Annotated in this window: 14 protein-coding genes; 11 read left to right on the top strand and 3 right to left on the bottom strand. The window is 59.5% G+C overall.

Annotation, left to right across the window (positions count from 1 at the left end; translation table 11 throughout):
* Window positions 1-180: 180 nt before the first annotated feature.
* Together ACE3OH_RS00620 and ACE3OH_RS00615 are read right to left on the bottom strand one after the other, a co-directional pair.
* On the bottom strand, window positions 181-666 hold the full coding sequence (locus ACE3OH_RS00620; protein ID WP_374347149.1) for a peptidylprolyl isomerase: 486 nt from the start codon (window positions 664-666) through the stop codon (window positions 181-183).
* A gap of 8 nt (window positions 667-674) precedes the next feature.
* Complete coding sequence (locus tag ACE3OH_RS00615) at window positions 675-1,178, bottom strand: peroxiredoxin (RefSeq protein WP_374347147.1); 504 nt, start codon at window positions 1,176-1,178, stop codon at window positions 675-677.
* Window positions 1,179-1,293: 115 nt separating this feature from the next.
* Between ACE3OH_RS00615 and ACE3OH_RS00610 the strand changes: the two genes are divergently transcribed.
* From ACE3OH_RS00610 to ACE3OH_RS00570, 9 genes are all read left to right on the top strand, one after another.
* Entirely contained in the window at window positions 1,294-2,421 is a 1,128-nt protein-coding gene (locus tag ACE3OH_RS00610; RefSeq protein ID WP_374347145.1) for a JmjC domain-containing protein, read from the top strand.
* A gap of 44 nt (window positions 2,422-2,465) precedes the next feature.
* Window positions 2,466-2,867 (top strand): YchJ family protein, encoded by a 402-nt coding sequence (locus ACE3OH_RS00605; RefSeq protein WP_374347143.1) that lies wholly within the window; start codon window positions 2,466-2,468, stop codon window positions 2,865-2,867.
* A gap of 104 nt (window positions 2,868-2,971) precedes the next feature.
* Window positions 2,972-4,042, top strand: coding sequence for an RNA methyltransferase (locus ACE3OH_RS00600; RefSeq protein WP_374347141.1), 1,071 nt, complete (start codon window positions 2,972-2,974; stop codon window positions 4,040-4,042).
* 149 nt (window positions 4,043-4,191) lie between these two features.
* On the top strand, window positions 4,192-4,380 hold the full coding sequence (locus ACE3OH_RS00595) for a hypothetical protein (RefSeq protein ID WP_374347139.1): 189 nt from the start codon (window positions 4,192-4,194) through the stop codon (window positions 4,378-4,380).
* A 387-nt stretch (window positions 4,381-4,767) separates the two neighbouring features.
* Complete coding sequence (locus ACE3OH_RS00590) at window positions 4,768-4,950, top strand: hypothetical protein (RefSeq protein WP_374347137.1); 183 nt, start codon at window positions 4,768-4,770, stop codon at window positions 4,948-4,950.
* 78 nt (window positions 4,951-5,028) lie between these two features.
* Window positions 5,029-5,424 (top strand): YkgJ family cysteine cluster protein, encoded by a 396-nt coding sequence (locus ACE3OH_RS00585; RefSeq protein WP_374347135.1) that lies wholly within the window; start codon window positions 5,029-5,031, stop codon window positions 5,422-5,424.
* A gap of 14 nt (window positions 5,425-5,438) precedes the next feature.
* On the top strand, window positions 5,439-5,999 hold the full coding sequence (locus ACE3OH_RS00580) for a GNAT family N-acetyltransferase (RefSeq protein WP_374347133.1): 561 nt from the start codon (window positions 5,439-5,441) through the stop codon (window positions 5,997-5,999).
* A 90-nt stretch (window positions 6,000-6,089) separates the two neighbouring features.
* On the top strand, window positions 6,090-8,009 hold the full coding sequence (locus ACE3OH_RS00575) for a radical SAM protein (RefSeq protein ID WP_374347130.1): 1,920 nt from the start codon (window positions 6,090-6,092) through the stop codon (window positions 8,007-8,009).
* 102 nt (window positions 8,010-8,111) lie between these two features.
* Window positions 8,112-8,927 carry a 3'-5' exonuclease gene (locus tag ACE3OH_RS00570; protein ID WP_374347128.1) on the top strand — a complete coding sequence of 272 codons (816 nt, stop codon included), beginning with the start codon at window positions 8,112-8,114 and terminating at the stop codon, window positions 8,925-8,927.
* Between the two features lie 52 nt (window positions 8,928-8,979).
* Here ACE3OH_RS00570 and ACE3OH_RS00565 read toward each other — a convergent pair whose 3' ends face one another.
* On the bottom strand, window positions 8,980-9,177 hold the full coding sequence (locus ACE3OH_RS00565; protein ID WP_374347126.1) for a hypothetical protein: 198 nt from the start codon (window positions 9,175-9,177) through the stop codon (window positions 8,980-8,982).
* 136 nt (window positions 9,178-9,313) lie between these two features.
* On the opposite strand from ACE3OH_RS00565, the gene ACE3OH_RS00560 reads away from it, so the two are divergent.
* Both ACE3OH_RS00560 and ACE3OH_RS00555 read left to right on the top strand, forming a co-directional pair.
* Window positions 9,314-9,814: a M48 family metallopeptidase gene (locus tag ACE3OH_RS00560; protein WP_374347124.1), complete on the top strand. Its 501-nt coding sequence runs from the start codon at window positions 9,314-9,316 to the stop codon at window positions 9,812-9,814.
* A 619-nt stretch (window positions 9,815-10,433) separates the two neighbouring features.
* The gene (locus ACE3OH_RS00555) at window positions 10,434-11,843 is read left to right on the top strand and encodes a PLP-dependent aminotransferase family protein (protein ID WP_374347122.1); all 1,410 of its coding nucleotides are present in this window, start codon (window positions 10,434-10,436) and stop codon (window positions 11,841-11,843) included.
* The last annotated feature ends 76 nt before the right edge of the window (window positions 11,844-11,919 follow it).

The following is an 11,919-nucleotide window of genomic DNA, read 5'->3' as shown; positions in this document are numbered from 1 at the left end:
CGCCGGTCGAAAAGAAGAACATGTTCTGGTTTTGGGGCAGTCTGGCCACATCGCCTTACCGTGCCGAAAAGGCGACACAGCACATGCCCTCTTCCCGTCTATCCAGGTTGCCGACTCCTGCGCTCGGCAAAAAACAAAACGCCCGGCTTGGCCGGGCGTTTGAGCGAAGCAAATCCGGTATCAGTGGTGATGGCCGTGCGGGCCATGTACATGGCCGTGCGACAATTCTTCTGCCGATGCGGCGCGTACTTCCAGCACCGAGGCGGCGAAGCGGATGCGCTTGCCGGCCAGTGGGTGATTGCCATCCACCACCACCTTGCCGTCGGCAATTTCGGTGACGGTAAACAGCATGACATCGCCGCTTTCCGGATCATCGGCTTCGAACATCATGCCGACTTCGATTTCTTCGGGGAATACATCAAGCGGCTCGATACGAACCAGTTCGGCATCGTATTCGCCAAAGGCATCGTCAGGCTCCATGGTCACATCGATCTTGTCGCCAGCCGCCTTGCCATGCAGCGCCTCTTCCACCAGCGGGAAGATGCCGTCGTAGCCGCCGTGCAAATAAACCATCGGCTCGCCATCCTGCGTTTCGTCGAGCACTTCGCCGGCCGAGTCGTACATTTGGTATTGCAGCGATACGACCGTGTTCTTTGCGATTTCCATTGGGTTTCCTAGCGTGAGGCAGCCACGTCGGCCTCACGGGCCTCGGCGTGCAGTTGTTGAACCAGTTGAAGAACATCCGCCGCATGCCCGCGGGGGCTTACGTTGTACAGCGCATGGCGCAAGGTGCCGGCGTAATCGACAACGAAGGTGGAACGGATGAGTGCCAATTTTACCACGCCATCGCGTTCCATTTCGCGCAGGGTGTGATACTGGCGCGATACCGCCGTGTCGGTATCGGACAAGAGCCGCACCAACAGGCCATGCCGGTCACGAAAGTCTTCATGGCAGAACGGGTCATCAAGGCTGACGCCCAGCACCACCGCATCGGCCTTGGCATAGCCATCGGCCAGATCGGAAAACTCGATGGCCTCGCGGGTGCAGCCCGGGTCGTTGTCGCGATGGTAGAAGTACAGGACGACAATCTTCTGACCGCGATAGTCCGACAGGCTGACCGGATCCATTGCAGCGTCCGGCAGTTCGAAATCGGGTGCCACGATTCCTGGCTCCAGCATCAGTCGCCTCCTTTGCTCACCGTGCTCCCCCTGCCGCCCTCGGCATCGTGGTGCCTCGGTGCCCTGGCGCCGTCGTGCGATAATCGGGCCAAATTAACGCGACTATAGATCAACGATGTCTTATCCGCCGCTTGGCAATATCACGCCGCAACAGTTCCTCGCCGAATACTGGCAGAAAAAACCCCTGCTGATCCGCCAGGCGGTCACCCAATTCGACTGGCTACCGAGCCTTGGCGACCTGACCGATCTCGCTTGCCAGGACGATGTCGAGTCGCGCCTGGTCGAAGTCAAGGCGGGCAAATGGTCGTGTGAATCCGGCCCGTTCCGGCCATCGCGCTTCAAGAAGCTGGGCAATGCCGACTGGACCGTGCTGGTGCAGAACATGAATCACCACGTGCCTTTCTGTGCCGAGCTACTGTATCGCTTCGACTTTATCCCGCATGTGCGCCTTGATGACCTGATGATTTCCTGGGCGCCAGCCGGTGGCGGCGTCGGGCCGCATTTCGACAGTTATGATGTGTTCTTGCTACAGGTAGGCGGCAAGAAACGCTGGCGCATTTCCTCGCAGACCGATCTGGCCCTGGTGCCCGACTCACCGCTCAAGGTGCTGCAGCGCTTCGAGCCAGAGCAGGAATGGGTGCTCGAGCACGGCGATATGCTCTATCTGCCGCCCAAATATGCCCATGAAGGCGTGTCGCTCGAAGAAGGCATGACCTGGTCGGTCGGCTTTCGCGCCCCGACAGCACAGGAACTCGGCGGTGCCTTTCTCGATTACCTGCGTGACCATATCGAACTGGACGGCATGTACCGCGACCCCGACTTAGCGGCAACCAGCAATCCGGCGCGCCTGCCAGACGACTTCGTCGCCCGCGTCCAGACCATGCTGCAAGGCATACAGTGGGACAAGGACACGGTGGCCGATTTTGTCGGGCGCTACTTCAGCGAACCCAAGTCCCATGTGTTCTACGACAGCCCGCAAGATGATCTGGACGAGGCAGCCTTTGCCCGCCAGCTCGCCAAACACGGCGTGATGCTCGATCTGAAAACGGTAATGCTGTTTGACGATGCACACATCTATATCAATGGCGACACGCTAGACGCCGATCCGGCCTGCCATGGCCAGCTGCGCCAGCTCGCCAATGAGCGCCGCCTGCCGGCCGGTCAATACAGCGCGGCACTGCTCGATGCCTTGTTCGACTGCTACGAATGCGGCTACCTGCATCCGGGCAGTACGGCTGCTTGAGCAAGGCCACGGCACACCAACCCTCTACCTGAAACGCGCCCCACATGTCCAAACACGCCTTCCCCTCTGACTGCCCCTGCGGCTCCGGCAAACCGTATAAGGATTGCTGCTATCTCTACCATATGGAAAAGGAAGGCCCGCCCACTGCCGAAGCGCTGATGCGCTCGCGCTATGCCGCCTTTGTCCTGAAAAAAGCCGACTACCTGCTGTTCAGCTGGCATCCCGATACCCGCCCCGCCAGCCTCGACTTCGATGGCGACACCGCCAAATGGGTGGGCCTGACCATTGTTGGCTGCGAAGGCGGCGGCGTCGATGACGACGAAGGCACGGTGGAGTTCGTCGCCAAATTCAAGATCGGCGGCAAGGCAGCCAAATTGTCGGAAAAAAGCCGCTTCAGCCGGGTAAAGGGCTGGTGGAAATACCGTGATGGCGAGGTCGAAGAGTAAGCAGCCGCTTCACAGGCGTAGCGACTTGTAGACCTTCACACGAGCCGTCGGGGCCGTCGCGCCTTTGCGCGCAATCCCGGCACCAGCAACAAAAAGTTCACCGCATGCGAATTCAGCAACTCCACCAATCGCTGACCGAGATCGGCGCCCTGCCCTGCCATATCGGCCGGATCAATCGCGCCTGGCTCAAGGGTTTGCCGCTCGATAGCGGCACCCGCCATCAGAAGAGCGAGGACTACTTCCCGCTCACCGTCCGGCAGGGCATTGCCGCCATTGCGGCGCAACTGGAGGACCTGGCGCGCATACACAGCCAGCACGAGGCTGGCGATGGCTCGATCCGCCTGTTGGTGGCGCTGAGTGATGGCCAGATGGTGGAAAGCGTGCTGCTGCCGCGCGATGGCCTGTGCGTATCCAGCCAGGTGGGCTGTGCGGTTGGCTGCACCTTTTGCATGACCGGCAAATCCGGCCTGCTGCGCCAGCTCGATAGTGGCGAAATTGTCGCCCAGGTGGTGCTGGCGCGACGTATCCGCCCGGTGAAGAAGGTGGTGTTCATGGGCATGGGCGAGCCTGCGCACAACCTCGACAATGTGGTCGAAGCCATCGAGCTCTTGGGCAGCGATGGCAATATCGGCCACAAGAATCTGGTGTTCTCCACCGTGGGCGATCGGCGCGTCTTCGAGCGCCTGCCCGCGCTGCGAGTCAAGCCGGCGCTGGCTCTGTCGCTGCACTCAAGCCAAGCGGACCTGCGCAGCCAGTTGCTGCCACGTGCACCGCAAATTTCGCCAGACGAACTGGTGGCGCTGGGCGAGGACTATGCGCGCAGGGTGGGCTACCCGATCCAGTATCAATGGACTTTGCTGGCCGGCATCAATGACAGCGAGGCCGAACTGGCCGGTATTTTGCAGCTGCTACGCGGCAAGTTCGGCGTGCTCAACCTGATCCCCTACAACAGCCTGGAATCGGATGAATTCCAGCGTCCATCCGCCCAGCGTATCGACGAGATCAAACGCTATCTGCACAGCCATGGCGTGCTGACCAAGGTACGCAATTCAGCCGGCCAGGATATCGATGGCGGCTGCGGCCAATTGCGCGCACGTGCCAGCGGCCTCATCGATACCAGCCGCCTGCGCCGCCGCCAAGGCAGGCCCGGACAGAACGGCAGCCCGGCCGCTTGATATGCGCCAGCGCACGCTGCTGTCACGTCGTCTTGCAGGCAAGATCCGATGGCAAGGCAAAAAATGTGCGCGAAATCGCGCACGACAAACGGTAAAATGCGCGCCGCAAACTGTTACCCGCCAATCATCAACCCGAGGGAGGAAATGCAGTGACCCAGACCAAAGCATCCAAAGCCCGCACTGGCAGCGAACCAGATACCAGCGTGGCATTGAGCAAGTTGATGAAGGAAGCCCCCACCACGCGCGAGCAGCATAGCGAGCGCATGATCAAACGCGGTGATGTACGCCGCAAGGTGGAAGATTTGCTGCTGGAGAAGTCGACCGCCGACCTCTGGTAGCCGGTGATTCAGACCGGGCCGCTACGCTAGCCCGACTTGACCCGTATTGCCCCTGCTACGCAGGCCAGCAATACGGGTCTTTTCATTTCTGGACTGTCAGTTTCCGCCGCCCAGGAGCGATACCCCACCCGGTATTTGCGGCAAGGATGCGACACTTTTCGACATGGGCAAAACGGCATTTTTCAGTGAATGGCGAAGGCAGAACGCCGCAAGCGCCTGTACTGCGGCCATTTTGCTCGACAGGCGCCTGGCTGCGGCGTAACTTACCTTGATCTGCGCAAGATGTGGCGCAGGCCGACAGTGCGCGGCGGTGCACACTGTCACCTGAACGTCGCATTGGACTGGCATCTTTACTGCCGGAGCAGATCAACCCAGGAGTAAAGCGACATGTCCAAGACCACCAAGGCCCGTGCCGGCGGTGAGCCCGACTCGGCAGCAGCACTCAGTCGTCTGATGAAAGATGCCCCCAGCACCCGCGAGCAGCACACCAAGTGCATGGTGAAACGCGGAGCCGTGCGGCGGCGGATCGAAGACCATCTGCTGGAAAAGGCCAGCAACGATCTGTGGTAAGCAGTACCGAACACTCACTTACGGCCAGCCTTGCTGGCCGTATCGCTATACTTGGCGGCTGTCATTCGTGCCAAAGTCATGAAACCCGCCATCATCCATTTTTCCGATCTCGACCGGCTGGGCAGCTGGATCAAATACCGCAACGGCCTGTGCGACGATTGCCAGGCTACCTGCTGCACCATGCCGGTCGAGGTAAAGCTGGTCGATCTCGTCAGGCTGGGCGTGGTCGACCCGTTCGAAGCCGAGCATGAGCCGGCCAAGAATATTGCCAAGCGTTTGATCAAGGCGCGCATCGTCGGCCAGTTCAACCACAAACACAGCATCTTTACCCTGGCACGGCGCGCCAATGGCGACTGCCTGTATCTGGATGCCGACAGCCGCCGCTGCACCGTTTACGAGCAGCGGCCCAATACCTGCCGCAAGCACCCGCAGGTCGGCCCACGACCAGGCTATTGCGCCTATCGCAACAAATAGCCCAAGGCACGCCCATGCATCCCGCCTTCGACACCGTGAAATTGCGCACCGAACGCTTGCTGCTGCGCCCGATGCGGCCCAGCGATGCAGATGACCTGTTCGCCGTGTTTTCCGACCCAGAGGTGATGCGTTACTGGAGCACGCCGCCCTGGACCAGCCGCGAGCAAGCGGAGCAGCTGATCGCGCGCGATCTGCAAACCCTGGCGAGCGGCGAGCACCTGCGTCTCGGCCTGATCCGCAAGGCCGATGAGCGACTGATCGGCAATTGCTCCTTGTTCAATTTCATGCCGCAGTGCCGGCGCGCCGAAATCGGTTATGGCCTGGCCAGCAATGCCTGGGGCCAGGGCTTGATGCATGAAGCCCTGTCTGCCTTGCTGCACTTTGCTTTTGATACGCTGCAACTGCACCGGCTGGAAGCCGATATCGATCCGCGCAACGCCGCATCAGCCAAGGCATTGACCCGTCTCGGGTTTGAGCAGGAAGGCCTGCTGCGCGAGCGGTGGATAGTTGATGACGAGGTATCGGACAGCGCGCTGTATGGCCTGCTGCGCCGTGACTGGCGCGCGCGCCGCTGAGCCATTGACAGTGTGGATTCGGCAGCCGCGCCGCCATCAGGCAAAATAGCGGCCTGCAATCGCGATTGTTTGCGTTCTCCGAAAGCCGCCATGTCTGCCCGCCCGTTCCGCGTGCTGTCGCTCATCCCGCCGATGACCCAGCTCAATACGCCCTATCCGTCCACCGCCTATCTGACCGGCTTCTTGCGATCGCGCGGCTTCGATGCGGTACAGGAAGATCTGGCACTGGCACTGGTGTTGACGCTGTTTTCCCGCGAGGGCTTGACCGGGGTACGCGATGCCATCGTCAACATACCCAAGCGCGAGCGCAGCGCACTGGCGCACGATTTTGTCGAACACTTCGATCTGTATGCCGGCACCATCGATGCCACCATCGCCTTTCTGCAAGGGCGCGATGCCACCCTGGCACATCGCATCTGCAGCCGCCGCTTCCTGCCGGAAGGGCCGCGATTTGATGCACTGGATGTGTATGTGGACCCGGACGACCCGGATGGCGGCGACCCGCTGGGCTGGGCGTTTGGCGCCCTTGGCAGCTATGACCGTGCCCGCCACCTTGCCACCCTGTATCTGAACGATATCGCCGATGTCGTGCGCGATGCGATCGACCCACGCTTCGAGTTTGTTCGCTATGCCGAATCGCTCGCCATGGCGCAACCGACGTTCGAGCCACTCGCCAGCGCACTGGCCGCGCCACATGGCCTGGTCGATGCCTGCCTGCATCAGCTGACCCTTGCCGCCATCAAGCGCCACCAGCCCGATCTGGTGCTGCTGTCGGTGCCGTTTCCCGGCGCCATGTATGCGGCACTGCGCATCGGCCAGACCATCAAGGCGCATTACCCGGACATCCGTATCTCACTCGGTGGCGGCTTTCCCAATACCGAACTGCGCGAATTGAAAGAGCCACGGGTATTCGACTATGTCGACTTCATCACCCTGGACTCCGGCGAGCGGCCACTGCTGGCGCTGATCGACCATCTGCAGGGCAAGCGTAGCGCGCAGCGCCTGGTGCGTTGCTTTGTGCGCGAAGACGGCGTGGTGCGTTACCACAATTTCATGGAAGCAGATATTCCGTTCGAGGACTGGGGCACGCCAACCTGGGATGGCTTGCCGCTTGATCGCTATCTGTCGCTGCTGGACATGCTCAACCCGATGCACCGGCTGTGGTCGGATGGGCGCTGGAACAAACTGACGGTGGCACACGGCTGCTACTGGAAGAAATGCAGTTTTTGCGACGTCACACTCGACTATATCTCGCGCTACGAAACTGCCAGCGCCACCACCTTGGTCGATCGCATCGAAGCGATCATCGCCGAGACTGGCCAGACCGGCTTTCACTTTGTCGACGAGGCTGCGCCACCGAAAATGTTGCGCGCGCTGGCCGAGGAGCTGATACGCCGCAATGTCGCGATTTCCTGGTGGGGAAATATCCGCTTCGAGAAATCGTTCAACCCGGAGCTGTGCCAGCTGCTGGCCGACTCGGGCTGCATTGCCATTTCGGGCGGGCTGGAAGTGGCGTCCGACCGGCTGCTCAAGCTGATGAAAAAAGGCGTGTCGGTGGAACAGGTGGCGCGCGTCACCCGCGGCTTTGCCGAGGCCGGCATTCTGGTACATGCTTATCTGATGTATGGCTTTCCCACCCAGACGGTGCAGGACACCGTCGATGCGCTGGAATATGTGCGCCAGCTGTTCGCCGCCGGCTGCATCCAGTCCGGCTATTTTCACCGCTTTGTCTGCACCGTGCACTCGCCGGTTGGCCAGAACCCGGAAGAATACGGCGTCACCCTCAAACCGCTGCCACCGGTCAGCTTTGCCAAGAACGATGTCGGTTTTCACGACCCGAGCGGCGTCGACCACGACACCTTGGGTGTGGCACTGAACAAGGCGCTGTACAACTATATGCACGGCATCGGGCTCGACGATGAAGTGCGGCGCTGGTTCCACGGCAAAGTACCGCGCAGCCAGGTGCCCAAGCACTTCATTGAGCGGGCGCTGCAATTTGCTGAACGCTAGCCTTATGAAAGATTTACAACAAATCAAGCAGTTGTAAGGTTAAAATGCTGCTCGCATTTTTTGGGCGCCAGATCGGGCCCGACCGTCAAGTCAGGTTTTCCTATGTCCGCATTATCCAGATTGTTTGCCCGCTTTAGCGGCCTGTTCAAACGCAGCGCGCCTGTCGCCACCCGCGACACCGCGCGTAAATCCGATTCCCGCAGCGGGCGCAGTTCGCGCAGCCGCAGCGCGGGAAGTAGCGGCAGCGCCAATGGCACAAGCGCCAGTGGTAGCAGTCAACCGCGCCGCAACCTGATGGGCAAGGCCACCATCCAGGCCTTGCCGACCTTCCAGGGTTTTGAAATCGACGATATCGAAGTCGTCCAGGGCGAACAGGCAGTGGCCGAAGCCTGCGCCGTGCTGCGCGCTGCCGGCACGCTGGGCTTTGATACCGAATCGCGCCCCACCTTCAAAAAGGGCGAGGCGCCGCAAGGCCCGCATCTGGTCCAGCTGTGTACCAATCAGCGTGCCTATCTGTTCCCGCTGCGCATTACCATGCCTGCGGCACTGCGCGAATTGCTGGCAGATCGCTCGATTCGGAAAGTGGGTTTTGATCTGCGCTCTGATCTTGCCTTGCTCGACGCCAACTTCGGCTTGCGCTGTGGCGGCGTGGAAGACCTGGTACCGCTATTTCGCCGCGCCGGCTATCGCAATACCGTAGGCGCAGTGCAAGCCGTTGCCATTTTGTTCCGCCAGCACTATCGCAAATCCAAGAGCGCAAAAATGTCCAATTGGGCGGCAGCGCAGCTCAATGACAGCCAGCAGCGCTATGCCGCCAATGATGCCTACGTGGCCCTGCGCGCCTATCAGGCACTACGCGAGCGGGCACGGCGGCCAGCCGCCACCGAAGCGGTGGCCGATTCTGCCGTGAACAAATAACAGGCCGCCAACTTGCGTTGCGGCCTGGTAGGCGAAACTATGCAGGGTTGATTCAAGCGCTGGTATTGATACGACTGCCGACTTTCTGACCCTGGCTGTTTACCGAGGGTTTGAGCTCTTGCTGTGGCTCGGCCCGTTTCGGTTTGGGCGCTTCTTCAATCTCGGCACTTTTGCGCCGTCCCTGTGCTGGTGTAGCCTCCTGCAACTGGCGCGACAGGGAGCTGCTGGGTGATACCGAACTCGCTTGCATGTTTTCCTCCTTGGTATGCGCAATGGCTGTCATGTGCAGACCGTTGTATTGAGTCGTAAATCTGCCCGGCTGCCAAGTTCAGACGGACGAACGGCCTGCCCCTGCCTCCCCTGAGTTGCCGCAATTGTGGACCGCCATGCACGAACTTCCCTATTTGCGCGCCTACCCGACCGAACTGCAAGATCAGGTGCGCACCTTGATCGCACGCGAACAATTGGGCGCCCATCTGGCGCGCAAATATCCGGGCCGCCACGATATCCAGACCGATCGCGCCCTGTATGACTATGTCTGCGCCATCAAGCAAGACTGGCTGCGTAATGCCGCACCGATCAACAAGGTGGTGTACGACAGCAAGCTTGATGTCGTTCACCAGGCGCTGGGTTTGCATACTGCCATTTCGCGGGTGCAGGGCGGCAAGTTGAAAGCCAAGAAAGAAATCCGAATTGCGACGCTATTCAAGGATGCCCCGCCGGAATTTCTGCGCATGATCGTCGTTCACGAGTTGGCACATCTGAAAGAGCGCGATCACAACAAAGCGTTCTACCAGCTGTGCGACTACATGCAGCCTGGCTACCATCAGCTGGAATTCGACTTGCGCATGTATCTTACCTGGCGGGAACTGATGCGAAGGACCTGAGCAGGCCTTTCGACAAGATTATTTTGGCAGAACTCTTGGCCTACCCTTGTCATCGCAATATCGCGGCAAAACGCTTCTGCGCAGAGTAATTTCGCAAAATCTTCCGCGTCATATTTATCGCAAACACACTTAAATACATACAATATATAATATTCAAACAATCAATTGAATTGATTGCATAAACAATGGTTTAACACCATCAGTAGTTACCCGAACCGGCAACATATATTGCTTGCGCGCAATGCAAAAATTATTCCGTCAGGACAATGGCGCACCTTAGAAAGGTGGTCACACTGCATCAATCATCGACTGCCATCTTCCCTTTGACAAAGTTGGCAAACAGAGGTTGAACCAAGCTGTTTCCAGTTGCTCAACATGGCCCTGCGTGCAAAAGCACCACTCCCTCACGCAATGAGAGGAGCGGAGAGGAAAGAATAAAGCAGCAACGAATCAATGACATGCTTGCATTAATTTGACTACCCATCTCTCCGAACCGGCTGCATTGACTGAATGCTCGCTTCGCCCAGCACTTCCCGATAAGTAAACAGGACAAGTCAAAAAACCTGTTTGATCAGCAATCCCCTTGCCGAACCATATTCTTTAGCTTGATTTACTAAATATGAATGAGATCTTCACCTCAACAGCACTGAAATCAACCAGCGGTCCGCCCCTGTATCGGAAGGTCTACCAAAGATTCATACGTGCCATTCGTCAGGGCACCCTGGCCCCGGGCCAGCGCGTGCCATCGATTCGTGCCTTGGCTAGCGAATTGCAGATTTCACGCAATACCGTCGAAGTCGCATACGACTTGTTGATAGGAGATGGCTACCTGGAGGCGCGCGGCCAAGCCGGTACGGTCGTATCGCCCACGCTAAACCTGAATCGCGTGGATGCCCAGCCGCCAAGGCCAAGCACCCACGATATGGTGCTACATGAAAAGACTTTACCCTTTCAACTTGGCTTGCCAGCGCTCGATTTGTTTCCGAAAAAACTATGGGCAAGCCTGAACAGCCGGCAGTTACGACTGCAAAGCAAGATGCTGACCTACCCTTCGCCGGCTGGCTATCCACCGCTGCGCGAGGCTATCGCCGGCTACCTGCACCTATCGCGAGGCGTTGATTGCTCTGCGCAGCAGGTATTTGTAACTGCCGGCTATCGCGGGGCGATGGCCTTGTTGTGCCGCACGCTACTGCGACCGATGGACGAAGTGTGGATCGAAGACCCATGCTTTCCACCTGCGCGTCATCTTCTCGCCGGCATGGGGGCACAGCTGGTACCAGTGCCGGTCGATGCGGACGGCATGCAAGTAGACGCCGGCAAAGCCAAGGCCCCCCATGCGCGCTTTGCCCTGGTGACACCAGCGCATCAGAGTCCGCTAGGTGTGTCCCTATCACTGACCCGACGCCTCGCCCTGCTCGCCTGGGCCGCCAGTCACAATGCCTTCGTAATTGAAGATGACTACGACAGCGAATACCGCTACGACGGCCAGCCACTTCCCTCGCTATCCAGCCTCGACGCCAACGACAACGTGCTGTACATCGGCACCTTCAGCAAGGTGCTCAGCCCTTCGCTTCGGCTCGCCTATCTGGTCGTACCGAAGCGTTTGGTTCCACGCTTTAACGACGCCAGCAATACCATCAACGATGGTTGCCCCTTGCTGAATCAAGGGGTGATCGTGGACTTTATCAAGGAAGGTCATTTCACTCGCCACCTACGCCGAATGCGAGCCGCCTACGCGCAGCGCAGGCAAATGGTACTGAACAGCCTGCTCGACGAATTTGGCAGCCGCCTGCATTTCGATGCGCCGGCCAGTGGCCTGCACCTACTTGCCCGACTTTCCGAGGACGAAGACGACCAGCTACTAGCCCACCGCGCGCGCGAACATCACCTGGGCGTCGCAGCGCTATCAGCGCGTAGCGTCGAGCACCACTGCGGCAAAGGCCTGCTGCTCGGTTTTGCCAATATTGTCTCGCCCGAGCAGGCTGCAATACATGCCCGCGATCTTCGCCGCGCCATGTCGGCAATATGACGCCGCGCAGGCGCCAGCGCAGCAGCGCTCGGCGCCTGCGGCACTGAAACCATCGCAACCAGGACCAATCTGCCTT

It is taken from the genome of Chitinimonas sp. (assembly GCF_041904975.1).
Classification (GTDB): domain Bacteria; phylum Pseudomonadota; class Gammaproteobacteria; order Burkholderiales; family Chitinimonadaceae; genus Chitinimonas.
This window is presented reverse-complemented; position numbering and strand designations above follow the sequence as displayed.

What these genes read in the sequence shown, in the direction of transcription:
- ACE3OH_RS00620 (WP_374347149.1), bottom strand. Translation starts at nt 666, where the DNA reads ATGGAAATCGCAAAGAACACGGTCGTATCGCTGCAATACCAAATGTAC.
- ACE3OH_RS00615 (WP_374347147.1), bottom strand. Translation starts at nt 1,178, where the DNA reads ATGCTGGAGCCAGGAATCGTGGCACCCGATTTCGAACTGCCGGACGCT.
- ACE3OH_RS00610 (WP_374347145.1), top strand. Translation starts at nt 1,294, where the DNA reads ATGTCTTATCCGCCGCTTGGCAATATCACGCCGCAACAGTTCCTCGCC.
- ACE3OH_RS00605 (WP_374347143.1), top strand. Translation starts at nt 2,466, where the DNA reads ATGTCCAAACACGCCTTCCCCTCTGACTGCCCCTGCGGCTCCGGCAAA.
- ACE3OH_RS00600 (WP_374347141.1), top strand. Translation starts at nt 2,972, where the DNA reads ATGCGAATTCAGCAACTCCACCAATCGCTGACCGAGATCGGCGCCCTG.
- ACE3OH_RS00590 (WP_374347137.1), top strand. Translation starts at nt 4,768, where the DNA reads ATGTCCAAGACCACCAAGGCCCGTGCCGGCGGTGAGCCCGACTCGGCA.
- ACE3OH_RS00585 (WP_374347135.1), top strand. Translation starts at nt 5,029, where the DNA reads ATGAAACCCGCCATCATCCATTTTTCCGATCTCGACCGGCTGGGCAGC.
- ACE3OH_RS00580 (WP_374347133.1), top strand. Translation starts at nt 5,439, where the DNA reads ATGCATCCCGCCTTCGACACCGTGAAATTGCGCACCGAACGCTTGCTG.
- ACE3OH_RS00575 (WP_374347130.1), top strand. Translation starts at nt 6,090, where the DNA reads ATGTCTGCCCGCCCGTTCCGCGTGCTGTCGCTCATCCCGCCGATGACC.
- ACE3OH_RS00570 (WP_374347128.1), top strand. Translation starts at nt 8,112, where the DNA reads ATGTCCGCATTATCCAGATTGTTTGCCCGCTTTAGCGGCCTGTTCAAA.
- ACE3OH_RS00565 (WP_374347126.1), bottom strand. Translation starts at nt 9,177, where the DNA reads ATGCAAGCGAGTTCGGTATCACCCAGCAGCTCCCTGTCGCGCCAGTTG.
- ACE3OH_RS00560 (WP_374347124.1), top strand. Translation starts at nt 9,314, where the DNA reads ATGCACGAACTTCCCTATTTGCGCGCCTACCCGACCGAACTGCAAGAT.
- ACE3OH_RS00555 (WP_374347122.1), top strand. Translation starts at nt 10,434, where the DNA reads ATGAATGAGATCTTCACCTCAACAGCACTGAAATCAACCAGCGGTCCG.